The organism is Occultella kanbiaonis, assembly GCF_009708215.1.
In the GTDB taxonomy this organism is placed as follows: domain Bacteria; phylum Actinomycetota; class Actinomycetes; order Actinomycetales; family Beutenbergiaceae; genus Occultella; species Occultella kanbiaonis.
The window spans coordinates 3,854,979-3,878,025 of record NZ_CP046175.1; the positions used below are offsets into that span (position 1 = coordinate 3,854,979).

Consider the following 23,047-nt stretch of genomic DNA (forward strand, 5'->3'; position numbering starts at 1 on the left):
TTGAGGCGGGGTGGGTCCGACTACGGGGATGAGGAGCCGGGACGGTTCGCGAAGCGCTGCTGGAGCAGCACGGCGATGACGATGATCGCTCCCTTGACGATGGCCTGAGCCGAGATCGAGAGGTTGTTCAGCGTGAAGATGTTGTTCAGCGTCGAGAAGATCAGGACGCCGAGCACGGTGCCCACGATCGTGCCCCGACCGCCGATGAGCAGGGTGCCCCCGACCACGACCGCGGCGATCGCGTCGAGTTCGTACAGCGAGCCGTGCGTGGAACTGCCGACCGTGGTGCGGGCGATCATCATGGCTCCGGCCAGGCCGGAGCAGAACCCACACAGCACATACAGGGCGACCGTGTGCGTACGCACCCGGATCCCGGCCAGGCGGGCGGCCTCGACGTTCCCGCCGACGGCGATCGTGCGGCGCCCGAACGTGGTCCGGTTCAGCAGCACCCAGCCCGCGGCGGCCACGATCAGGAAGACCCAGACCAGCGTGGGCAGGCCGAGCGGCCGGGCCTGGAAGAAGTCCGTGAACGGCGGCACGTCGAGGATCTGCGAGCGCTTCTTGGAGATGATCTCCGCCAGTCCGCGCGCGGCGACCATCATGGCCAGGGTCGCGATGAACGCGACCACCTTGCCGTACGCGACCAGGATCCCGCTGACCAGGCCGCAGGCCGCCCCGACGGCGCAGGCGGTGAAGACGACGACGAGCCAGTGCACGTCACCGGCGATCGTCTGGGTGGCGATCGTCGATGCCCAGACCGAGGCGAGACCGAGTACGGATCCGACCGACAGGTCGATGCCGCCGCCGGTGATGACGAACGTCATGCCGACGCTGACCACGCCGATGACCGAGGCGAACCGCAGGATCGTGACGAAGTTGTCGCCGTCGAGGAAGCGGACGTCGGCGGTGAACCACCCGACCGCGCACAGGACGAGCAGCGCGATGACGAGCCCGAGGTTGCGGGCCAGCGAGCCCGGGAGGGTGAATCTGCCGGGGCGTTCATGGATCGTCTCGGCCGGCGGTGCCGGGTCTGTGAAGGCGCTCACGCGGCTTCTCCTTCCATGACGAGGTCGAGGACGCGGTGTTCGTCGATCTCGTGGGCCGGTCCGGTGTGGACCACCCGCCCGTCGGCGATGACGTGGATGGTGTCGCTCATGCCGAGCACCTCGGGCAGTTCGCTGGAGACCACGAGGATGGCGGTGCCCGCGGCGGCGAGCGCGGCGATCAGCTGGTAGATCTCGGCCCGGGCGCCGACGTCCACGCCGCGGGTGGGCTCGTCCAGGACCAGTACCCGGCATCCGTGCTCGAGCCAGCGGCCGAGCAGGATCTTCTGCTGATTGCCCCCGGAGAGTGTCCTGGTCACCCTGTTCGGGTCCGCCGGGTGGAGCTGGAGCCCGGCGATCTGCCGGTCGGCGGCCCGGCGCTCGCGCAGTTCGTCCAGGAATCCACCCCGGGCGAACCGGGCGAACGAGGACAGGGTGATATTCCGGTAGACAGGTTCGTCCAGGAGCAGGCCCTGGCTCTTGCGCTCCTCCGGGCACAGCCCCACGCCGGCGGCCACGGCGGCCGTGACCGAGCCCGGCCGCAGCGGGGCGCCGTCCACCCAGACCCGGCCGGTGCTGGCGCGTCGTGCGCCGCAGATGGTCTCCAGGATCTCCGAACGACCCGAACCGACCAGGCCGGCGAGCCCGACGATCTCGCCGGCCCGGATCCGCAGAGACACGTCCTCGAAGATCCCCGCCGCGGACAGGCCCTCCGCGACCAGGACATCCGGGGCGTCCGGGGCGACCGCCGGACGCGGTGGGAACACGTACTCCTCGGTGCGGCCCGTCATCAGGGTGATCAGTTCCCTGGTCGATGTCTGCTCGACCGGGATCCCGGTCGCGACGGTCTGCCCGTTCTTCAGCACCGTGATGCGGTCCCCGATCTGGCGGATCTCCTCGAGGCGGTGCGAGATGTAGATGATCGCCACCCCCGAGGAGGTGACCTCACGCACGACCCGGAACAGGGTGGCGACCTCCTCGGAGTCGAGCACCGCCGAGGGTTCGTCCATCACGATCAGGCGCGCCTGGCGCGACAGTGCGCGGGCCATCGAGACGATCTGCTTGCCGGCTGCGGACAGGTTCCCCACCTCGGTCCGCGGCGAGATATCCGGGTGCCCCAGCTGCCCGAGCAGGTCGCGCGTGCGACGCACCATGGCCCCGGAATTGCTCACGCCCGCGGTGGAGAGCTCGTGGCCGAGGAACACGTTCTCGGCGACCGTGAGGCCGTCGACGACATCCAGTTCCTGGTACATCGTGGCGATCCCCAGCCGCAGGGCGGCCACGGGGCTCGTGATCGCGACCGGTTGCCCGTCGATCTCGATCTGGCCGGCGTTGGGCTGGTGTGCCCCCGCGAGGACCTTGATGAGGGTCGACTTCCCGGCCCCGTTCTGGCCGAGGACGCAGTGCACCTCGCCGGTGCGCACCTCGAGGTCCACCCCGTCCAGGGCCCTGGCCCCCGGGAAGTGCTTGACGATGCCACGCATTGTCAGGAACGCGTCGTCGCTGACCATGCCGCCGAACCTAGGGCGCCCTTCTGCCTGCCGTCAAGCAAAAGTCGGCGGCTCGGCCTTCTGTGACCGATCCGTGACCCTATAGTTGTCGTTCGCCGCTAGGAGGACCCGTGGGTGAGACCCGCCGACCGACTGCCGCGCCCGCCGGGTTGAGCGCGGTGCTGGCGCTGCTTCGCGACGGCGTGCCGCGTTCACGTGCCGAGCTGGTGGCACAGACGGGTCACGCCCGCTCGACGATCGCCCAGCGCATCGACCTGCTCCTCGAGAGCGGACTGTTGGCCCACGGCGGTGCCGCCACCTCCACGGGTGGACGCCCCCCGGAGATCTTCGCGTTCGCCCCCGCCTCACGGATCATCCTCGCGGCGGACATCGGCGCGGCACACCTGCAGGTGGCCGTGACCGACCTCGGCGGGACGATCCTGGCCCAGCGGCGTGAGGTCGCCGCGATCGCCGACGGACCCGAGGCGATCCTCGCGCACGTGGGTGCTCTCGGCTTCGAGCTGCTCGAGGAGGTCGGGCGGCCGCGGCGCGACCTCGTGGGGGTCGGTGTCGGCGTGCCGGGGCCGGTCGAACATGAGACCGGACGCCCGCGCAACCCTCCGATCATGCCGGGCTGGGACGGCGCCGACATCCCCGGCGTGCTGGCTGAGTCGTTCCGGACCCCGGTGCTGGTCGACAACGATGTGAACCTGATGGCCGCCGGTGAGCACTGGCGCCTGTATGCCGACGTCGACGACCTCGTCTTCGTCAAGGTCGCCACCGGCATCGGCGCCGGCATCATCACCGACGGCCGGGTCCATCGTGGCGCCCAGGGCGCTGCAGGGGACCTCGGGCACATCGCCGTGCCCGGCGGCGAGCCGGTGCCCTGCACCTGCGGCAACACCGGCTGCCTGGAGGCCCTTGCGAGCCGTAGCGCGCTTCGCGCGGCCTGGCTCGCCGCGGGCCGCAGCAACGAGGAGGCCGACGACGTGTCCACCCTGATCGCCACCGGGGACACGCTGGCGCTTGAGCTCTCCCGGCGGGCCGGTCGGGACATCGGGTCCGTGCTGGCCGGCACCGTGAGCCTGCTCAACCCCTCGGTGGTGGTCATCGGCGGATCGATGGCGATGGACAACCCGGTCCTCATCGAGGCGATCAGCGACGTCATCCTGAGCCGTTCGCTGGCATTGGCGACGCGGGACCTCCGTATCGTGCGCACCGGGACCGGCGCCCGGGCGGCGGTGCTCGGCGCGAGTCGGATGGTGGCCGATCACGTGCTCTCGGACGAGGCCATCGAGTCCCTGCTGGTGTGAACCTCCCGGCCGAGACGGTCCAGTTCGGTCCGCTCGTCGCCACCGGGCCCGCTGCACAACACCGTCGCGAACACGGAGCGCCCTCGCGGCAGCAGCCGCACCGTCACCGAACCCGCTCCGTGTGCGCCCACGAGCTCGGCCAGCGCGGCGGTGAAGCCGTCCTCCAACGGCTCCACCCGATCTGAGCGACCCGCCTGACCGGCGCGCTCCCCACGGCCGGCCGGCTCGAGCCGATCAGCACGGTCGTCGAGCAGCAGGACCTCCACGCCCCGGCGGCGGGCGGCGTCCACGGCCACTGCGACATCCGCCTCTGCCAGCGCCGGCGCCCGCAACCGGTCCCGGATGTGCGCCTCGGCGATGCGGCACTCCATCCGGTCTGCGGGGCTCAGCGGCTCGGGCGGGTCTACTGCCGCCAGCTCCACGACGCGCCGCAGGGGTGGCCCGGCCACCCGGGCGATGGCCTGCAGTTCCGTCGCGGTCCGAGCCAGTGCCACCCGCTCGGCGGCGAGCGCCCGTGCGGAGGCGGCATCGGCTCGGCGGTGGGCGGTGAGCCGGGCCGACATCCGTCGAAGCAGGGCCGACCAGGCGAGCCCCACAGCGGCTGCGGCAACCGGCAGCGAGAGGACAGCGACCACCGTCGCGGAGGGAGCGTCCACCCGTGCGCCCCAGGCGATCACCGCGGCCGCCATCGCGCCGACCGAAGCCAGGCCCGGCCAGCGCCGCCCCCGGACCATGAGCAGCGCCGCGAGGTAGGCGCCGGTCTGCAACAACCAGGCCCGCTCCCCCGGTGCCCCACCCAGCTGGGGCAGGAGCAGGAGCGCGTTCAGTGGGGCCACGGCGGCCACCATCAGCGTCGCCCACCGGGGCAGCGGATCATCCGCGGGTGCGCTGAGGGCGAGCGCCCCGGCGAGGCTCACGAGCAGCGCGATACCGATCGCCGCGGGCTGCGGGTACGTGTGCCAGAGCAGCGCGGACTGGACCGCTCCGGTCGCCCAGACCAGGACGAGCACCACCCGTGCGGCCGGGGTCGCGAGTCCCGAGATGCCACTACCGGCGTGGGGATCCGCGCTAGCGCCGCCGGTGGCACCACCGGTCCCCGAGCCCGTGCCGCCCATGACCGGCCCGACCCAGCTGAGCTCGACCACCGTGCCGCGGCCCCGCCCGGAACGCACCCGCGCACCGCCACCCGGCACGCCGCGCATCCGGGCGAGCACGCTGCCACGAAGGCCCAGCCGGTCCGGCGCGACATCGTCGGGGTCGAACCCGGAGCCGTCGTCCTCGACGGTCACGACCACCCGTCCCGGCTCGGCGGTGAGCCGCAGGCTGCGGCGCACGGTGCTCGCGCCGGCAACCGGCTGGGCGTGACGCAGACTGTTGTCGATCGCCTGTGCACAGGCTGCGACGAGTGCCCTCGCGGCCTGGTCGGGTGGCGCGATCCGCGTCGCCTCCGGTGGCGCGACGAACAGGAGCCCGTTCTCGCGTGCGAGCGCCACCAGGTCGGCATGAAGGTGCCCCGGCCGGCCCTCGGTGGGCGCGGCCGCGCCACGCAGGACCGCCAGTGCTCGCCCGGCCTGGGTGGCGACGGACTCGGGGATGTCCGTGGTGCGCATCCCGAGGGTCAACGCGGTCAGCACGTCGTCGTGGATGAGCGCGGTCAGCCGGGCGCGTGCCCCGGCACGAGCGCGAGCGGCGGCGGCGAGCGCCGCATGGCGCTCGACCTCCCGTTCGGAGCTTCGCAGGGCCCGCAACTGGGCGTCGATGGCGAACACGATGACCACGAACGCCACATTGCCCAGATGGATGATCGCCCGGAGCAGGATCTGCCCGTCGACGCTCCCGTCGACCAGGAACAGGCTCAACGGCAGGATCGCGGCCGCGATCAGCGCGTATCCGATCGCCGTCCGCCACGCCCAGGACACGGCCGCGAAGCCGACGGCCGCGGGTTCGAGCACCCACACGGACGGTTCGTCGTCGCCGCTCGACCGGGCCAGGACCCACGTCGAGACGAGCACCAGGTAGAGGATCGGGAAGCACGCCCAGCCCCGGCGCAGCAGCCGCTGCGGCAGGTGGAACGCGCCGACTGCGAGGACCACGCCGAGGCCGATCAGGGCGAGGACGCCGAGGCGCCAGCCGACCTGGGCGTGCGACCACCCGATCAGAGCGTCTCCGAGATGGACCGCGACCAGGATCAGGGCGCCGATGGACACCATGGCACCCATCCGGCGACGCACACTCATGGCTCGCGCGGTCGCCGGATGAGTGCTCGACCCCTGCCGCCGGTCGTCGGGAGACTCGTTCACCCCGGTCCTGGCAGCACGCCGTCCTCCACGGCGCGCATGTACAACTCCACCTTCGTGTGCGCCGGGCGCTCCACGGCGGCGTACTTCACGCGGATGCGGCGGATGTGGTCGAGCACCGTCTCCCGGGACACGCCCAACAGCCGGGCCACCCGGTCGGCCTTCTCCCCGGATGCGTACAGCTCCAGCACCTGCCGCTCGCGGGGGGACAGCCCAGGGGCGTGCGGGTCACTGTCCACGGCCGCGGCCCACTCCGTGGAGGCGACCACCTCGCCGCGGCAGACGTGTCGCAGGGCCTCGAGCAGTTGCTCCGAGTCCTCGGACTTGCGGACCATGCCGGCGATCCCGGCGCGTGCCGCCGCGCGCACCAGGTCCACGTCGTCGCCCGAGGTGAAGGCAAGGACCTCGGCGCCCGTCTGCCGCAGCCGGCTGATGTTCTGCCAGACGGAGGAGCCGTCCGCCAGGCGCAGGTCCAGCAGCACCACGTCCAGATCCGCGCTACCAGCGAGCAGGTCCGCCACCGTGGGCTCGGCGGCCACGAACTCCAGGTCCGGATGGTCGGCAAGGAGGGCACGCACGCCGAGGCCGACCACGGCATGATCGTCCACGAGGCCGATCCGGGAGACCGTGCGCGGGTCCGCCGCGGCTTCGACCCGCCTTGAGTCAACCGTCATCGAGTCGTCCCTCTTGTCATCTTGCGTTCGAGCCACCGGCTGGGCGCCCCGCCCGCCCCCGGTCCCGTGCGCCCACCCTAGCCATATCTGGGCGCTCGCAGTCGGCGGGTCGATCGACGCGACCCCTAGTTCTGGGGAGCCCCCAGGACTAGGGGAAGTCTGTTGCCGATGTGGGGCCGCTCACTAGGGTCGTCAGTGACCGACTCCGTGCGCCGCACGCCGGTCGGCCTGCAGCGCAGTCTCGGGAGAGGAATTCGGATGAGCACTCGGACCAAGATCTTCCAGACGACGATGACGTCCAGGTCGGTGCGTGTCATCACGACCGGCGCGACTGCGATGGGGGCCGACCGTGGCCGCTGAGTCGGTGGAACTGTCGCCGCCGGACGACAAGAAGGGCTTCCTGAACTGGATCGAGCGGGTCGGCAACAAGGTGCCGAATCCGACGATCATGTTCGTGTATCTGATCGGCATCATCGCTGTGCTCTCCGCAATCCTGTCCTGGGTCGGAGTATCGGTCACCGACGAGGTGGTCACCCCGGTCCCCCGTGACGAGTTCTCACAGATCAACGAACACCTCGGCGGCACCTGGTCGGTCTACGACTCCGTCACGGGCGAGCCGGCCGAGATCCCGGACTACATCGTCGAGGAGCAGACCTTCGAGGTCCGCAGCCTCATCTCGATCGACGGTATCCGCTTCTTCTTCTCGTCCTTCGTCGACAACTTCGCGGGCTTCGGCGTCGTCGCCGTGGTGCTCATCGCGATGGCAGGCGTCGGCGTGGCCGAGCACGCCGGCCTCATGGGCGCCCTGATCCGCCGCACGGTGAAGGTCGCCCCCAAGCGGTGGCTCGCCTTCATCCTGATCTTCGTCGGTGTGTTGTCCTCGGTGGCGACGGACGCCGGCTACCTCATCCTGGTCCCGCTCGCCGCGGCCGCGTTCCTCACCGTCGGACGGCATCCACTCGCCGGCCTCGCGGCTGCGTTCGCGGGAGTGGGGGCCGTGTTCGGGGTGAACCTGCTGATCACCCCGTCGGACAGCATGTTGACCGAGATCACGAACGAGGTGCTCGCGACGGCGGGCATGGAGACGCTCGAGGTCACCCAGAACTTCTACTTCGCGGTGGTCTCGTCGATCCTGATGGCGGTGGTCGTGCTGCTGGTCACGCTCTTCGTGACCGAGAAGCGGCTGGGGAGCTACAACCGCAACGACCTGGTGGTCGGCATCGAGGGCGACGAGGACGTCGACCACGCTGCCGAGGCACGTGGCCTGAGGTTCTCGTTCTGGGCGCTGATCGGTTTCGTGGTGTTCATCGCGCTGCTGACGGCTCCTCCGGGAGCCCCGCTGCGCGACCCGGAGACCGGGGCGGTCATCGGCACCACCCCGTTCATGGCGAGCCTCGTCTTCATCATCTCGCTCGCGTTCCTCGTCTGCGGCATGGCGTACGGCGCCGGCGCGAAGACGCTGGTCGGAGGGAATGCAGCCGTCGGCGCGATCACCAAGACCTTCGCGAGCCTGGGCGGCCTGCTGCTGATGTTCCTGATGATCGCCCAGTTCATCGCACTGTTCAACTGGTCGAACCTGCCCACGGTGGCCGCCGTCTCGGCTGCCGAACTGCTGGAGACGGCGGACGTCCCGGCGCTCGTGCTGCTGCTGGCGTTCATCCTGGTGATCGTCATCCTCGACTTCATCCTCCCGGGCCTGGTGCCCAAGTGGGTGATCTTCGCGCCGGTGTTCATCCCGATCTTCGCCTCGCTCGACGTCGCCCCGCAGACGCTGCTGGCCGCCTACCGCGTCGGCGACTCCCCCGTGAACGTGCTCACGCCGCTCATGGTGTACCTGCCGTTCATGGTCACCGTGGCGCAGCGTTACAAGAAGGACGCCGGCATCGGCACGATCATCGCCCTGATGATCCCCTACGCCGTGGCGGTACTCGTCACCTGGACCGTGCTGTTCGCGGTCTGGTTCCTGCTGGGCATCCCGTGGGGCCCCGGCGCGCCGGTGGACATGGGCTGAGCACCGCATGACCTCCACCGACCCGACCACGAAGCCGGCTGAACGCAAGGGAGCAGCGACCATGACCACACGCAGCCCGAACAAGGTGATCCCGGCGGACTTCGCCACCCTCCCGGGCCTCGATGCTCTCGACGCGGCCCGAGTCGTGCTCGGCACGGACGCCGGTGACGCCGAGACCGTCGGGATCGGGGTGTTCTCCGACGGCGACGTGCCGGCCGCGCTCGGCTTCAACCGTGATGCGCTCGCAGACGCGGGATTCGAGGCCGCCGCGGGCTCGACGCTGGTGCTGCCGCAGGCGGACGGGCCCGATCTCGTGGCCGTCGGCCTCGGCGCGCGGACGGAGGCCACGGTCGCCACGCTGCGCGATGCGGCCGCCGCCCTCACCCGCGCCGCGTCCCGCCGCTCCAGGCTGGCGCTGCGCCTGGACGATCTCGCCGGCGTTGAGGTCTCCGACGCCGTCCGCGGACTCACCGAAGGTGCGCTGCTCGCGCGCTACCGGTACACGGTCCTCGTGCGCGAGTCGAAGCACGTCGCGCTCGCCTCCCTCGTCCTGGATGTGCCCGCCGGCGGGGAGGCCGAGGGGGCCGTGGCCGAGGCGTTCATCGGAGCTCGCGCCGCCATCGTCGCGCGTGATCTCGCAAACACTCCCCCCGGTCACCTCACCGCGACGAACATGGGCGATATCGCCGTCGACCTCGGTGCCCGCTTCGGGTTCGAGGTCGAGGTGTTCGACAAGCAGGCGCTGATCGACCTCGGCTGCGGCGGGCTCCTCGGCGTCAACCAGGGCTCCACCGAGGAGCCGCGCATGCTCAAGCTCACCTACGTGCCCGAGGGGCCGTCGACGGGTCACCTCGGCCTGGTCGGCAAGGGCATCATGTTCGACTCGGGCGGCATCAGCCTCAAGCCCAGCGACCCGATGCACCTGCTGATGAAGATGGACATGGGCGGCGCGGCGGCCGTGCTCGGCGCCTTCACCGCCCTGCGCGACGCCGGCGTGGCCGCCACGGTCACCGGCTGGTTGATGTGCACGGACAACATGCCGTCCGGGACCGCCATGAAGCTCGGCGACGTGCTCACCACTCGCCGTGGCACCACGATCGAGGTGAAGAACACCGATGCGGAGGGACGCCTCGTGATGAGTGACGCCCTCGACCTCGCGAACGAGGCCGGCGTCGATGCGATCATCGACATCGCCACCCTCACGGGCGCGGCGCTCGTCTCGCTCGGGCCGTCCACGGCACCGGTGCTGGGCAACGACCAGACCATGATCGACCTGGTCCGTGCGGCGTCCGCAGTCGTCGACGAGCCGGTCTGGCAGCTGCCGCTCGAGCAGAAGTACCGCAAGCAGCTCGACTCCGAGATCGCCGACATCGCCAACCTCGGCGGTCCGTTCGCGGGCGCGACCACCGCGGCGCTGTTCCTCCAGCACTTCGTCGGGGAGACGCCGTGGGCGCACCTCGACATCGCGGGGACGATGCAGTCCGACAAGGACGACTCCTGGCGCACCAGCGGGGCCACCGGATTCGGTGCCCGCATCCTGCTCGAGGCGTCCCGCACCTTCGCCCCGGACGTGTCCGCCTGAGACGCCCCTGGCACGACAACCCATCGATCGAGGAGGAGTCGTACCTTGAGACATCTCACGCGACGCGCGTGAGGAGCAGCACCCTCGACCCAGGTGGGTCGGGTCCGATCCATTCGAAGGAGACGGCATGTCGGAATTGATCATCATCGGCTACGACGACCACGAGAAGGCCAAGGGCGCCTACGAGCAGGTCCTGGTGGCCCAGCGGGACTTCATCGTGACCCTCAACGGCCTCGCCCTGGTCACCGTCGAGGCCGACGGCAAGCAGCACGTGGAGACTCCCGCGAAGATCGTGGGTGTCTCGGCCGCCTCCGGCGCCCTGTGGGGCACCCTGATCGGACTGCTGTTCCTGGTGCCCGGCTTCGGTCTGCTGTTCGGCGGCGCACTCGGTGCCATCACCGGCAAACTCGGCAAGGTCGGCATCAACAACTCGTTCAAGGAACGCGTCCAGGGCTTGCTGACCCCGGGCAAGGCGGCCGTGGTGGTGCTGGCCTCGAAGATCACCGAGGACAAGTTCGCGGACGCGATCAAGCCGTTCGGGGGCACCGTGCTGCAGACCTCGCTCTCCGACGAGGACGAGGCGGAGCTCGCCACAGAGCTGTCCGGCTCCTGACCGAACGCGACATGACGGCCGGTCCGAGGAGAGGAGTGCGACCATCGTGGATCCCGCGACGATCACACTGATCATCCTCGGGCTGGCCGTCGTCGCGTTCATCACGAACAAGCTCCCGGTCGGGGTGGTCGCCCTCCTCGTGGCCCTCGCCCTGTGGGCCACCGGCGTGATGGACCTGGGCGAGGCCGTCGGCGGCTTCGGCGATCCGGTGGTGGTCTTCCTGGCCGCCCTGTTCGTGGTGAGCGAGGGCCTCGACTCCTCCGGGGTGACGGCCTGGGCCGGGCAGGCGCTCGCGCGGCGCGCCGGCACGGCACCCCGGCGGATCCTGATCGCGGTGATGGTGCTCTGCGCCCTGCTGACCACGTTGCTCACCCCGAACGGTTCGGTGGCCGCGCTGCTGCCGATGGTGGTCATGCTCGCGGTGCGGGCGAAGGCATCCCCGTCGCAGTTCCTGATGCCACTGGCATTCGCCGCCCATGCGGGATCGCTGCTGGCGCTGACCGGCACCGTGGTGAACGTGATCGTGGCCGATGCCTCCACCGACGCCGGCGGCGGCGGGTTCGGCTTCTTCGAGTTCGCCCTGATCGGGCTTCCGTTGCTCGCCGCCACCATCGCGGCCTGCGTGATCCTCGGTCCCAGGACGCTCCCCACCTCCGTGCCGAAGAACGTCAGCCCCGATCTCAGCCGGCACGCGGAGACCCTTTCCCGCCAGTACGACCTCACCGGCGGCTTCTACCGGCTCCGCCTCCGGGACCAGTCCACCCTGGTGGGCACCGTGCTCCGGGACCTCGACCTCGGCGCGGAACATCCCGGGGTACGGCTGATGGGCGCGCAGCGGCCGGACCGCAGCCGCGCACCGGCGCTGCACGTGCTCGGCCCGGACGACGTCCTCGTCATCGCCGGACCGCCCGAGCAGGTGAGCACACTCGTCCTGGACTCCGGGCTCGCGGTGGCGATGCGTCCGCTCGGCACGCAAGCTGCCGGCGGCCTCGTGACCCGCGAGGCAGGTGTGGTGGAGGTCGTGGTGCCACCTCGATCACCGCTCCTCAGCGAGCGGGTGTTCGCGGGCATGCAGAGGGGCTCGGACCTGGTCATCCTCGCCGTCCGCCGGCGGGGCAAGGAGGTCGACGGCGAGACGGACGTGGTCGAGGGCGACGTCCTCCTGCTGCACGGCGCCTGGCCCGCCATCGACACCCTGATCGACGACCGGGACGTGCTGCTGGTGGACTCCCCGGACCTGCTCCGCCGGCAGGCCGTGCCGATGGGCAGCAAGGCCCCGCGGGCGCTTGCCGTCACGCTGGTGATGGTGCTGCTGCTCGCGTTCGGGCTCGTCCCGGCCGCCGTCGCCGGGCTGATCGGCGCGATCGGCATGGTGCTGCTACGGGTGGTGAGCGTGCCCCAGGCGTACCGGGCCGTGTCCTGGCAGGTCATCGTGCTGATCGGTGGTCTGATCCCGCTCTCGGTCGCCATCACCGATTCCGGGGCGGCCGATCTGATCGCCGACGGCATCGTGGCTCTGGTCGGCGACGCGCCGCCCTTCGTGCTGCTCGTGGCCCTGTTCGTGCTCACCGGCACGCTCGGGCAGGTCGTCTCCAACACCGCCACCGTGCTGATCGTGGTCCCGATCGCGCTGGCCGCGGCCGCGGAGACCGGCTACTCGGTCCAGCCGGTGCTGATGTTGGTGGCGGTGGCCGGCGCGGCCTCGTTCCTCACCCCGATCGCCACCGCGTCGAACATGATGGTGATGGGCCCCGGTGGGTACCGGTTCGGCAGCTACTGGCGGCTGGGTCTGCCCGTCATGGGAGTGTGGCTCGTGCTGGCGGTGTTGATCATCCCGCTGATCTGGCCGCTGTAGCCGCACCCGGCAGACCTCACCGCAGCCCGAGCTCGGCGTGCCGGCCACGGTAGACGGCGGTCCGCAGTTCGACGGCGTACGCCTCCAGGTCCGGCATGCCGAGCCGGCGGGCCACCTCGATCTCACCTTCGACGTCATAGGCGAGCCGGACGAACTGGACGCCGAACGGATCGGCCGCGACGCCGTCGGGCACGCCCTCGAGGATCACGTAGCAGGCGGTGGGTTCGTCCAGGGGGTTGCCCACGCTGCCGACGTTGAACAGCGTGCGCCCGCCGCGCGTCTCCAGGTAGCCGTCGTGGATGTCGCCGTAGCCCACCACGGTGGGCTCGGGGCCGGAACCGGTCAACTCGGTGCTCGCGAACATGCCGTCGAACTGCTCGGCCGTGTGGTGGAAGTGGACCCGGGTGTAGACGCTCTCGGCGGAGGCGTGGAAGAGCCGGATCCGGCGTCCGCTGAGGAACAGATCGTGGACCAGGGGCAGGGTGCGCAACCAGTCCCGGTCCCGGGCGGTGAGCTCGTGGTGCCACCACCGGAGCGCCTCGCTCCGTTCGGGTTCGTCCTCGCGGGGCAGGAAGTCGTCCCAGTTGCCACGCACGGTCACGGCGCACCGTTCGCGGCTGAGCCGCACCGCCTCCGAGCCCCGCGGACCCTTGCCCGCCACGTCCCCCAGGTTCACGATCGTGCTGATGCCACGGGCGTCGATGTCGGCCAGCACGGCCTCCAGGGCGGTGACGTTGCCGTGGATGTCGGAGATGATCGCCAGCCGCCGCGGGGTGCCCATCGGCTCAGGTTAGCGACGTGGACGCACGCCCGGGTTCAGGCGTCGATCGCGTGGTGCACCAGCGCGAGCAGCGCGCCCGCGTAGGCGTCCTCCACGACGGCGGCCCGGTAGGTCGCGGGCCCGTCGGGTCCCTTGGTGGTCACCGCGTAGACGTCGCCGTCGCGCTCGAGGGAGCGGAACGTGCCACCCAGGAGTGCGCGAAGCTGGTCCTCGCGGGGCAGCCAGAGCGTGTCGTCCTGGGCGATGCTGTCCAGCGCCCACTCGGTGGTGCCGTTGAAGTGCAGGACAGTGCCGGTGTCATAGGTGCGTGGCTCGATGACCATGTGCGAGAGCGTGAACACGTCCTCGCTGAGTGCCTCGGCGGAGATCCGGAACTGGTCCCCGGGCCTGGGTTCCCACCGCAGCCCCGCCAGGGCCAGTTGCTGGGCAAGTTCATCGCTGATCATCGCCCCAGTATCCCTCCACCCGCGGGGATGAGCCGCTCCCGCGCGGGGAGTCACCGGGCCGCGGGACTTCTCGAGGTCCCGCTGCCCGGCGACCGTGCCGCGATCAGGCGGCGATCAGAGCGTCGCGGCCGAGAGGATCCAGGACCCGGCGTCCTGCGGGAGCAGGGTCCAGGTCGCGTCGCCCAGCGTCCCGGTCACGATGCCGGAGATCTCGGCGACGTCGGTCATGCCCTGCTCGGTGAACCACGCCTGGTAGAACGCGCTCAGCGCCGTCGGGTCGGCCGGAGCCGGGAAGTCGAGCTGCAGCGAGTTCGCGGTGGTGGTGGTCACCTCGTACTCCACGCCGGACGGGACGCTCACCTCGGTCACGAACGTGCCCTCGAGGGGAACCACCTCGGCGTCGGCCGTGTCGCCCGCCCCGGCGTCATCGGCGGCGTCGTCATCGGCGGTGTCGGTCGCGTCGTCGTTCTCGGTCGCGTCGTCGGCACCCTCGTCGGAGTCGCCAGTGTCGGCTCCGGCGCCCTCCTCGCTCGAGGTGCCGGTGTCGGAGTCCCGGTCGTCGTCCCCGGCGGAGCATGCCCCGAGTCCGAGGGCGGTGGCGAGCACAAGGGCGGTGACGGGGGCGGCGTAGCGTCGAACAGGTCGCATGGGTATGTGTGTCCCTCAGGTCGGTATCGGATCGTGCACAGTGAACCTAAGCCGACCCGACCGCCGCTACCGCCCCGGGCGCGGGGCAGAACTACCCAGGCACCCGTGTCCGTGCCGGATCTGCGGGGATCCGGACAGAACTACCCAGGCTCGTCCGGGTGCGGGTCCGCCCGCCGGCCGCCTACTCCGTAGCTCCGGCGAGGTCGGCCACCGCGTCCGGACCGCCCGCGAGCAGCGCCTCGAAGCCGGCCTCGTCCAGGATCGGCCGTCCGAGTTCGCGGGCCTTGTCCTCCTTCGTGCCCGCGCCGGGCCCGACCACCACGAAGTCGGTCTTCTTCGAGACGGATCCGGATGACTTGCCGCCGCGGGCGATGATCGCCTCCTTGGCGCCGTCCCGGGAGAAGTTCTCGAGCGAGCCGGTGACCACCACGGTGAGCCCTTCGAGCGTGCGCTCCACCGACTCGTCTCGCTCGTCGGCCATGCGCACCCCGGCGGCGGCCCAGCGGTCCACGATCTCGACGTGCCAGTCCACGGTGAACCACTCCGTGACAGCCACCGCGATGGTCGGCCCGACGCCCTCGACGGCGCCCAACTCCTCGGTACTCGCGGCCCGGATGGCGTCCAGGGAGCCGAAGTGGGTGGCCAGCGCGCGGGCCGCCGTCGGACCCACGTGCCGGATCGAGAGGGCCACCAGCACCCGCCAGAGCGGTTGGGTCTTCGCCTTCTCCAGCTCTGCGAAGAGGACCTCGGTGGTGGCGGTCGGTTTCGACGGTTTCTTCGCGGCGTCGGCGCCGGCCCTGGTCCAGAAGTACGGCACCCGGTCCCATCGACCCGTGGGTTCGCCCTTCACCTTCCGCTGCCGCCAGACGCTGACGTCACGCAGGTCCTCGGGCGTGAGGTCGAACAGGCCTGCCTCCCCGGACAGCACCGGCTCGGCCTCCGGCCCTTCGGCTTCGGCGGGCCGGTTCGCCTCCGGATCCACGAGGGCGACGGCGGCCTCCCAGCCGAGTGCCTCGATGTCCAGTCCCCCGCGGGAGGCGAGCGCGAACACCCGCTCCTTCAGCTGCGAGGGGCAGGATCGGGCGTTGGGGCAGCGGATGTCCACGTCCCCCTCCTTGGCCGGCGCGAGGGGTGTGCCGCAGGAGGGGCACTCGGTCGGCATCAGGAACTCGCGCTCGGTTCCGTCCCTCAGGTCCACCACAGGGCCGAGGATCTCCGGGATCACGTCGCCCGCCTTACGCAGGACCACCGTGTCGCCGATCAGCACGCCCTTGCGCTTGACCTCGCTCGCGTTGTGCAGGGTGGCCTGCTCGACGGTGGAGCCGGCCACGAGCACCGGTTCCATCACGCCGTAGGGCGTGACCCGCCCGGTGCGGCCGACGTTCACCCGGATGTCGAGCAGCTTGGTGTTGACCTCCTCGGGCGGGTACTTGTACGCGATCGCCCAGCGCGGCGCACGCGAGGTGTTGCCCAGGCGCCGCTGCAGGGCGAACTCGTCCACCTTCGTGACCAGGCCGTCCAGCTCGTGCTCGATGTCGTGCCGGTGCTCGCCGTAGTAGGCGATCATCTCCCGGACCCCGTCCAGCCCGGTCACCACCCGGTTGTGCCCGGAGACCGGCACGCCCCAGCCGGCGAGCAGGTCGTAGATCTGCGACTGACGGGTCAGCTCCACGGGCGCCCCGCCCGGACCCCAGCGCAACGCCCCGATCCCGTGGGCGTACATGCCGAGGGCGCGGGTGGCCGTGACCCGTGGGTCCTTCTGCCGCAGCGAGCCGGCAGCGGCGTTGCGAGGGTTGGCGAACGGCGACTTGCCCGCCTCTACCTGCGCGGCGTTGAGCGCCTCGAACTGCTCGACCGGGAAGAACACCTCGCCACGGATCTCGATCAGTTCTGGCCAGGTCGCCGGGTCCCCCGCGAGGGTGTGCGGGACGGAGGTGATCGTCCGCACGTTCAGGGTGACGTCCTCTCCGGTGCGGCCGTCCCCCCTGGTGACGCCCCGGACCAGCCGGCCACGCTCGTAGACCAGAGCGATGGCGAGCCCGTCGATCTTGATCTCGCAGAGGTAGTGCACCTTCTCGGACCCGATCTCCCGGTGCACCCGGTCCGCCCAGGCGGAGACCTCCTCGAGGCTGAACGCGTTGTCGAGGGAGAGCATCCGCTCCACATGATCGACGGCGGTGAACGCCGTCGAGAAGGTTCCGCCGACCTGCTGGGTCGGCGAGTCCGGGGTGCGCAGTTCCGGGCTGGCCTCCTCGAGCGCCTCCAGCTCCCGCAGCAGGGTGTCGAACTCGGCGTCGGAGATGGTGGGGGCATCGCGGACGTAGTACGCGAACTGGGCGTCCCGGACCTGCTGCGCCAGCTCCTCCCACCGCGCTCGGGCGGCCGGGTCATCCGTCTCCACCGACTCGGGCAGCTTCTCGTTCGCGCGTGCGTTCACGACGCCCATTGTGGCGCGCCGCACCGACACCGCCAACGCCCGGATCCCTTGACCTGTGCAGCGTGCCCGCCGCAGGCTGTTCTGATGCCCTCGACAACGAGGATCCCTTCGTGCCTCGCGGGGGTGCTCGTCGCGAACAGCGTGCCCCACCCGGGCACCGCCGTGACCGGCCGGACGCACCTGACCCCGATCGCCGGATCCGAGTCCTCGCCGGCGGTGAATCTGGCTTGGGGAGCGGCGAACGCGGTCGGTGGCCTGGCACTGCTGCGCGCCGGGAGCCGCCCCGGTGGGGGTGCCTGGGACCGACGGCTGGTCGCCTTCGAGCTCGGCGCCGCCGTGTTCAGCGTCTGGATGGTCGCCTCGGAGGCCCTGCCGCATGTGAACACACCCGCAGGGCGCTGATCGCGGCTACCGGCCCCGCGCGCGCCCCCGATGTGATGGGATGGGGAGGTGAGTTGGTTCCCGGAGCAGTCCGCGCCGGTGCCGCAGCCCCCGGCGCCGGTCTCCGGCGCGACCGGAGGGGGCCCGATCGACCCGCTCGAGCGAGCCCGCCGGCAGCTCGCCGACCAGTTGGCCCAGCACAAGAGGCTCCTCGAGCAGAACGTGGCCGCGCAGCGCCAGACCCTCGGCGCGAACCTCGCCGAGCGCACCGAGGCCGTGACCCAGCCCTGGCAGCGGCCACCGCAGCAGGGTCAGAACGCGTACGCGGCGCCGAGGCAACCGGGCTCCCAGAGCGGGGCCAACCCGGCCGGCCGGACGCACGCCGGCCAGAACCAGGCAGCGTCGAACCAGGCCGCCCGGCCCGGCCAGAACGCGCCGTCCGCGCCGAACTCGGCGAGCGCCGCTCAGGCCGCTCCCGCGATGCCGGGCCTCGTCCTGACCAACGTGGTCCTCGTGCTGGCCACGCTCGCCTTCATCGTCTGGCATGTGGTGACCTGGACCGGCCCGCTCGTGGACGCCGTCGCGGCCTGCGGGGACGCGGGCGGCACCCTCGACTGCTTCACCGGTGACGCCGTGCGCACCTGGGTGTTCCTTCCACTGATCGCGGCGATCGGCGCGTTCGGGGCCAGCGCCGGTACCCGGATCGAGACCCGCCAGGGTCGCCAGCGCGGCTTCCTCATCGCCCTGGCCGGCTTCGCCCTGCTTGTTCTCAGCATCTCGACGAGCTACTCATGAGCATCTTCGACCCCTACAAGGTGGCGGCCACGGACCCGACGGCAGTGCACCTCGGCCGTGCCACGGTCTCACCCACGCTGGCCGGAGCCGACCTCGGACGCATCGACCAGGGCCGCCCGCAGGCCTCGGGTGCGCTCTACGCCGTCGGGTTCATGCTCGGCTGGGGGGCGATCCTGCTGCCGCTGATCCTCGCCTCCCTCGTGTACCTGACGCCGTTCGCCGTGGACGAGGGCTGGCAGACCCCGGAGCCGGTGGACGCGGGCGTGGTGGTGCTCGCCGGGACCATCGTGCCGATCGTCACCGCCGTCCTCGCCTCCATCTTCGCCGGGATCGGGCGGCGGCAGATCAGGGCCACCCACAACGGCGTCGGCGCCGGGTGGCTGGCCCTGGCCTTCGGGGTGCTGGCGTTGGCGACCGTGTGGATCGGTGAGACGACCGGGATCCCGTTTCCCTAGGGCGTGTCTAACAGGTGTTCGGTGAGGTCTACCAGGTCGCGGTTTCAGGCACTCACGGATGAGCAGTGGGAACGTGTCGAGCCCTTGCTGCGTTCGAACCTTGGATGGGGGTGCGCGCTCGTTGAGTGATTGCCGGTAGATCGTGGACGGCGTCGCGTAACGGCTCCGAACCGGGATCGCCTGGCACGACCTGCCTCAGCAACTAGTTCGGACGGTCGGTGCGGCGCGAGAATCGCCAGAGCCATCTGTCGACACGCGACAACACGACGCGACCGCGTCACCGGGCAGGTTCGAGTGCCACCAGAGTCCGCCTCAGTCGTTCTGCTGAGACTGGACCCCGAGGTCGGGTCGGTCGCCCCGGTCGGCCGGTCGCGGCGGCTGTGTGAGGTTGTCGGAGAGTTCGCCGCCCTGCCTGCCCCCGAACGGCCGACCGTGGTCGGCGTACTCAGCCCGTTGGAAGGTCATCTCCCACGGTCCGGCTACGAGCCTGGTGCCGGTTCGAAGGACGCGATGTGCCTCTTCGGCGACGGACCCTCCCCCGATGGGGCCGTTGGGCAGGACGCGGTACTCGTCGCGCTCGTCGTGGTAGATCGTGAAGTGGTGGGGCTCCAGCCCTTCGAGGCGCACATCCTGATCGGCTCCGGAGCCGACCGTGACCTCTTCCTTCTCCAGCGGGTAGGTCAGACGTTCCGCGCCTGTCCCACCAGCGTCGGTCCGTGACATCACCAACTCGGGGTGCCCGGAACCGGGAGCGGCGTGGGTCGTACCCGGTCGCGGCTGCGGTTCCGGAACGTCGGATGGGACGTCGGTAGCCATGTGCGCCTCCTGATCGGGAGCATCCCCCGCTCGTCGCAGCCTACGCCGCGAGTCTGAAGTCGCAACGGGACAATCGAGCCGTTCTCAATTCTTCGATGGCTCGCCGGCCGTCCCCATCGGCCCGTACGAGTCCGATTGCGCCTGCCGATGGCAGCCAGCTCCGTCCGCGCGGATGCGCGCGGACGCTCGGCGAGCGATAGTGGTCGGATCCGACGAGGAGAAGTGATGGTCGAGGTGGGACGACGTACAGGTCGCCGTGGTGAGGCAAGCGGCAACGCGGGAACCGCGGTGTTGCGCCTCCAAGGCTCAAGGTGAACGAAGGTGTCCGGTGTACGTCGCCACTGACGCCGCTCCAGGAGATCGAGTTGACTCGCGGGGCGGTGACCGGCAAGGAAGGGGCTTGGCAATCACTGGGGACATCGCCCCTGAGTTCGGACTGCGACCAGCGGCCCTCGCCGACCTGGCTGAGGACGCGCTACCGCACGTGGCGACCTTGGACTGGCTACAGGCACCCGAGGCCGGGCCGCCCACCTGCGCGCTCCTCACATGCCCTGACCGACGTGGGTGACCCAACGCGGAGCGCACCGCAGACCGGGCGGCGTGCCGGATTGCGGACTCGTGCCCCGCTGCGGGGCGTGGGCGTCGCCTATGTACTCGTGATCACCATCGCCACGGTCAGCGTGGCTGTCGCAACGCTGTTCGGTCCGATTTCGGTGGCCGTCACGGCACTCGTACTCCTCGCCCTCGTCCTCGCACGGTTGGTCGGGACACCGATCGGGCTGGTCTCCGTCTCGGGCGCGGTGCTGCTCGGGGCCGCCTGGGCGAGCGTTTTCGACCTGTACGCCCGGATCGACTGGCTCGACGTCGTGGTCCATGCCGTCGCCACCGGATCGCTTGCTGCCATGTGCACCGGCGCACTCCTGCGCGCTGGCATTGTCACGGTGGGCGTCGGCCCCCGCAAGCCAGCGCTCGTGTGCGTGGCCACCGCCCTGGCGGTGGGACTGGCGCTCGGAGTGCTCTGGGAACTGGGCGAGTGGTTCGGGCACACATACCTCGATGACCGAATCGCCGTCGGCTACGACGACACGATCGGCGATCTGGTCGCCGGAGGGTTCGGCGCGGCAATCGCGGGTGCCCTGTTATCGCGCGGACATCGCAGCGCTCCCACGTCGACTCTCAGAAGTCGCGGATGAGCCCGCCGATCCAGTCGTGGCAGACGGGCTCCCGTGGTGGTGAGCACGGTGGCCTCAGTGTCGTGATCCCGGCGCTGGACGATGCGTCGGCCCTCGACCGATGTCTGAACGCCCTCGAGCGCCAGACACTCGCGCCGCTGGAGATCATCGTTGTGGACAACGGGTCCCGCGACGCGACCGCTGCCGTCGCCCGGCGGCATGGCGCGCGACTGCTGACCGAACCCCGTCGCGGCATCGGGCCGGCCGCCGCTCTGGGGTATGACAATGCCCGGGGCCAGCTCATCGGTCGGTTGGACGCGGACTCCGTGCCCGCGCCGGATTGGGTGGCGCGCGTGAGCACCGCAGCGCAACAACCGGGTGTGGACGCCGTGACCGGCACGGGCTGGTTCTACGACGGCGGTCTGTGGGCCCGCCCTGTTGCGCACCTGTACCTCGGGACCTACTACGTGCTCTGCGGAGCGGCACTGGGACACCCACCGTTGTGGGGTTCGAACATGGTGCTGCGGCGTTCGGCCTGGAACGCCGTGCGTGCGCGTGTGCACGTCGAGGACCCGGAGGTGCACGATGACCTCGATCTCGCGTTCGCCCTCGGACCGCGGGCGCGCATCCTTGTCGCCAGGGACGTGCGTGTCGGTGTGTCGGCGCGTTCGGTGAGGGGATCCGCGCAGTGGCGACGTCGGCTGCGCCGCGCCTGGCACACGCTGGACGTGAACTGGCGCGTGCAGGCACCGTGGGAGCGATGGCAGGCACGGCTGCAACCTGCGGAGAGCTGACGGCGAGGGCTCGCCGATGGCGATGCCGCTTCGGTGGGCGAAGGACCGCTTGGCGTCCCGGGCGCCACTCCCGGCGTGACATGATCGTCGGATGCGGATCTGGTCGTTGCGGTCGAGCTACCTCGATCGGCAGGGTCTGACGGCCTGCTGGCGTGAGGCGCTGCTCGCTCAGGCCGTCCTCGCCGGGCGTACCCGTGGGTATACCAACCACAGCCAGCTCATCCGGTTCCGGGACAGCCCGGAACCGCTCAAGGCCATTGGTGGTTACCTGTGGGCGGTGGCCGACGAGGCCTCTGCGCGAAGCTATTCCTTCGACCGCACCCGCATCGTCGAGGCACCCAGCACGCACGGGGCGGATCTGCCGCCGATCCCGGTGACCGAGGGCCAAGTCGCGCACGAGTGGTCCCACCTCATGGCGAAGTTGCGCCTGCGTAGTCCGGACCAGGCGACGAGGTGGGAGTCCGTCACCTCGCCGGCGGTGCATCCGAGTTTCCTCGTGGTTCCTGGACCGGTTGCACCGTGGGAGCGGGTCTGAGCCTCAGAGCCAGCCGAGCGCGATCACGATCAAGAGTTGGGTGATCAGGAAGCCGCTGATCAGGTTGAGCCAGAGGAATCTGCGCCAGCCGGATCGGGCCCTCTCGCAGTCCTCGTCGACGAGGTGCCGGAAGGGTGCGACGCTCGCCAGGTACAGGACTGGAACCACGGCGGCGAGGGCGCCCGGCCAGCCGGCCGTGAGCATCACCGCACCGGACAAGGCGTACCCGACCATCGCCGCGCGGACCGTCGCCCGTGCGCCGAGCCAGGTGCCCACCGAGGCGATCCCGGCCTGCCGGTCGGCGTCGATGTCTTGCACAGCGCCGAATGCTTGTGACGCCATCCCCCAGAGGAAGAAGGCCACGATCGCGGCCACCACCGGCCAGGAGGGCTGCGCGCCGGCCAGTGCGAGCCCGAACACGGCTGGACTGACGAAGTGGGTGCTGGAGGTGATCGAGTCGAGGACGGGGCGTTCCTTGAAGCGAAGCCACGGCGCGGAGTACGCCACCACCGCGAACACGCTCACGCCGAGCACGGCCGTCGATGTCGGCGTACCGACCATCGCCAGGTAGGCGAGGAACGGGACATTCGTCAGCGCCGCGGCCCACAGCACCAGCCGGTGCCACCGGCGGTCGAGGACGACACCCTCGATGCCGCCCTTGCGCGGATTGCGCAGGTCGGACTCGTAGTCGAAGACGTCGTTGATGCCGTACATCAGCAGGTTGTACGGGATGAGGAAGTACAGGGTGCCGATGACGAGCACGACGTCGACGCTCCCGGCTGTGAGTAGGTAGGCGGCAGCGAACGGGTAGGCAGTGTTGATCCAGCTGATTGGACGGGATGCGCCGACGAGCTGGCGTATCGGTCCGCCCGGCTGGGATTGCGACCGCGCTGGCAGTGCAGCCGGCCC

General features: G+C 70.7%; 21 protein-coding genes. 11 read left to right on the forward strand and 10 right to left on the reverse strand.

The features are described 5' to 3' along the window. Window positions 1-20: 20 nt before the first annotated feature. On the reverse strand, window positions 21-1,046 hold the full coding sequence (locus GKS42_RS17765) for an ABC transporter permease (RefSeq protein WP_154795040.1): 1,026 nt from the start codon (window positions 1,044-1,046) through the stop codon (window positions 21-23). Next, window positions 1,043-2,554: a sugar ABC transporter ATP-binding protein gene (locus tag GKS42_RS26260; protein ID WP_154795041.1), complete on the reverse strand. Its 1,512-nt coding sequence runs from the start codon at window positions 2,552-2,554 to the stop codon at window positions 1,043-1,045. The genes GKS42_RS17765 and GKS42_RS26260 overlap by 4 nt, the downstream gene beginning before the upstream one ends. A 110-nt stretch (window positions 2,555-2,664) precedes the next feature. Here GKS42_RS26260 and GKS42_RS17775 point away from each other — a divergent pair, with 110 nt between their 5' ends. Beyond that, window positions 2,665-3,846 (forward strand): ROK family protein, encoded by a 1,182-nt coding sequence (locus tag GKS42_RS17775; RefSeq protein WP_232847720.1) that lies wholly within the window; start codon window positions 2,665-2,667, stop codon window positions 3,844-3,846. Here GKS42_RS17775 and GKS42_RS17780 read toward each other — a convergent pair. Then, complete coding sequence (locus GKS42_RS17780; RefSeq protein WP_154795042.1) at window positions 3,804-6,083, reverse strand: ATP-binding protein; 2,280 nt, start codon at window positions 6,081-6,083, stop codon at window positions 3,804-3,806. The genes GKS42_RS17775 and GKS42_RS17780 overlap by 43 nt on opposite strands. A 59-nt stretch (window positions 6,084-6,142) precedes the next feature. Further along, on the reverse strand, window positions 6,143-6,817 hold the full coding sequence (locus tag GKS42_RS17785; RefSeq protein ID WP_154795043.1) for a response regulator transcription factor: 675 nt from the start codon (window positions 6,815-6,817) through the stop codon (window positions 6,143-6,145). A 349-nt stretch (window positions 6,818-7,166) separates the two neighbouring features. Here GKS42_RS17785 and GKS42_RS17790 point away from each other — a divergent pair, with 349 nt between their 5' ends. The 4 genes from GKS42_RS17790 to GKS42_RS17805 all read left to right on the forward strand — a co-directional run bounded on the left by GKS42_RS17790 (window position 7,167) and on the right by GKS42_RS17805 (window position 12,878). Continuing rightward, window positions 7,167-8,828 carry an AbgT family transporter gene (locus tag GKS42_RS17790; protein WP_232847721.1) on the forward strand — a complete coding sequence of 554 codons (1,662 nt, stop codon included), beginning with the start codon at window positions 7,167-7,169 and terminating at the stop codon, window positions 8,826-8,828. Between the two features lie 61 nt (window positions 8,829-8,889). After that, on the forward strand, window positions 8,890-10,410 hold the full coding sequence (locus GKS42_RS17795) for a leucyl aminopeptidase family protein (RefSeq protein WP_154795044.1): 1,521 nt from the start codon (window positions 8,890-8,892) through the stop codon (window positions 10,408-10,410). Between the two features lie 127 nt (window positions 10,411-10,537). Continuing rightward, on the forward strand, window positions 10,538-11,023 hold the full coding sequence (locus tag GKS42_RS17800; RefSeq protein ID WP_154795045.1) for a DUF1269 domain-containing protein: 486 nt from the start codon (window positions 10,538-10,540) through the stop codon (window positions 11,021-11,023). 46 nt (window positions 11,024-11,069) lie between these two features. Beyond that, complete coding sequence (locus GKS42_RS17805; RefSeq protein WP_154795046.1) at window positions 11,070-12,878, forward strand: SLC13 family permease; 1,809 nt, start codon at window positions 11,070-11,072, stop codon at window positions 12,876-12,878. Window positions 12,879-12,894: 16 nt separating this feature from the next. Here the strand turns inward: GKS42_RS17805 and GKS42_RS17810 are convergent, their stop codons facing one another. From GKS42_RS17810 to ligA, 4 genes are all read right to left on the reverse strand, one after another. After that, complete coding sequence (locus tag GKS42_RS17810; RefSeq protein ID WP_154795047.1) at window positions 12,895-13,659, reverse strand: metallophosphoesterase family protein; 765 nt, start codon at window positions 13,657-13,659, stop codon at window positions 12,895-12,897. Window positions 13,660-13,694: 35 nt separating this feature from the next. Then, the gene (locus GKS42_RS17815; protein ID WP_154795048.1) at window positions 13,695-14,105 is read right to left on the reverse strand and encodes a pilus assembly protein CpaE; all 411 of its coding nucleotides are present in this window, start codon (window positions 14,103-14,105) and stop codon (window positions 13,695-13,697) included. A 114-nt stretch (window positions 14,106-14,219) separates the two neighbouring features. Then, a complete protein-coding gene (locus GKS42_RS17820; protein ID WP_154795049.1) occupies window positions 14,220-14,753 on the reverse strand; it encodes a hypothetical protein in 534 nt (177 codons plus the stop codon). A gap of 181 nt (window positions 14,754-14,934) precedes the next feature. Then, complete coding sequence (ligA, locus tag GKS42_RS17825) at window positions 14,935-17,199, reverse strand: NAD-dependent DNA ligase LigA (protein ID WP_154796804.1); 2,265 nt, start codon at window positions 17,197-17,199, stop codon at window positions 14,935-14,937. 75 nt (window positions 17,200-17,274) lie between these two features. Here ligA and GKS42_RS17830 point away from each other — a divergent pair, with 75 nt between their 5' ends. The 3 genes from GKS42_RS17830 to GKS42_RS17840 are packed head-to-tail and all read left to right on the forward strand — an operon-like array spanning window position 17,275 to window position 18,821. Then, window positions 17,275-17,592 carry a hypothetical protein gene (locus GKS42_RS17830; RefSeq protein ID WP_154795050.1) on the forward strand — a complete coding sequence of 106 codons (318 nt, stop codon included), beginning with the start codon at window positions 17,275-17,277 and terminating at the stop codon, window positions 17,590-17,592. Between the two features lie 48 nt (window positions 17,593-17,640). Then, entirely contained in the window at window positions 17,641-18,366 is a 726-nt protein-coding gene (locus tag GKS42_RS17835; protein WP_154795051.1) for a hypothetical protein, read from the forward strand. After that, the gene (locus GKS42_RS17840) at window positions 18,363-18,821 is read left to right on the forward strand and encodes a hypothetical protein (protein ID WP_154795052.1); all 459 of its coding nucleotides are present in this window, start codon (window positions 18,363-18,365) and stop codon (window positions 18,819-18,821) included. The genes GKS42_RS17835 and GKS42_RS17840 overlap by 4 nt, the downstream gene beginning before the upstream one ends. A gap of 312 nt (window positions 18,822-19,133) precedes the next feature. Here GKS42_RS17840 and GKS42_RS17845 read toward each other — a convergent pair whose 3' ends face one another. Further along, on the reverse strand, window positions 19,134-19,544 hold the full coding sequence (locus GKS42_RS17845; RefSeq protein WP_232847722.1) for an FHA domain-containing protein: 411 nt from the start codon (window positions 19,542-19,544) through the stop codon (window positions 19,134-19,136). Between the two features lie 653 nt (window positions 19,545-20,197). Between GKS42_RS17845 and GKS42_RS17850 the strand changes: the two genes are divergently transcribed. The 3 genes from GKS42_RS17850 (at window position 20,198) to GKS42_RS17860 (ending at window position 22,138) form a co-directional block, all read left to right on the forward strand. Further along, window positions 20,198-20,830, forward strand: a complete 633-nt coding sequence (locus GKS42_RS17850) for a DUF2238 domain-containing protein (RefSeq protein ID WP_154795054.1) — start codon at window positions 20,198-20,200, stop codon at window positions 20,828-20,830. Further along, a complete protein-coding gene (locus GKS42_RS17855; protein ID WP_154795055.1) occupies window positions 20,827-21,603 on the forward strand; it encodes a glycosyltransferase family 2 protein in 777 nt (258 codons plus the stop codon). Before GKS42_RS17850 ends, GKS42_RS17855 begins: the two co-directional genes overlap by 4 nt. A gap of 91 nt (window positions 21,604-21,694) precedes the next feature. Next, window positions 21,695-22,138, forward strand: a complete 444-nt coding sequence (locus GKS42_RS17860; RefSeq protein WP_154795056.1) for a pyrimidine dimer DNA glycosylase/endonuclease V — start codon at window positions 21,695-21,697, stop codon at window positions 22,136-22,138. Window positions 22,139-22,141: 3 nt separating this feature from the next. On the opposite strand, the gene GKS42_RS17865 is transcribed toward GKS42_RS17860, so the two are convergent. Then, window positions 22,142-23,035 (reverse strand): prenyltransferase, encoded by an 894-nt coding sequence (locus GKS42_RS17865; RefSeq protein ID WP_174791163.1) that lies wholly within the window; start codon window positions 23,033-23,035, stop codon window positions 22,142-22,144. Window positions 23,036-23,047: the final 12 nt, after the last annotated feature.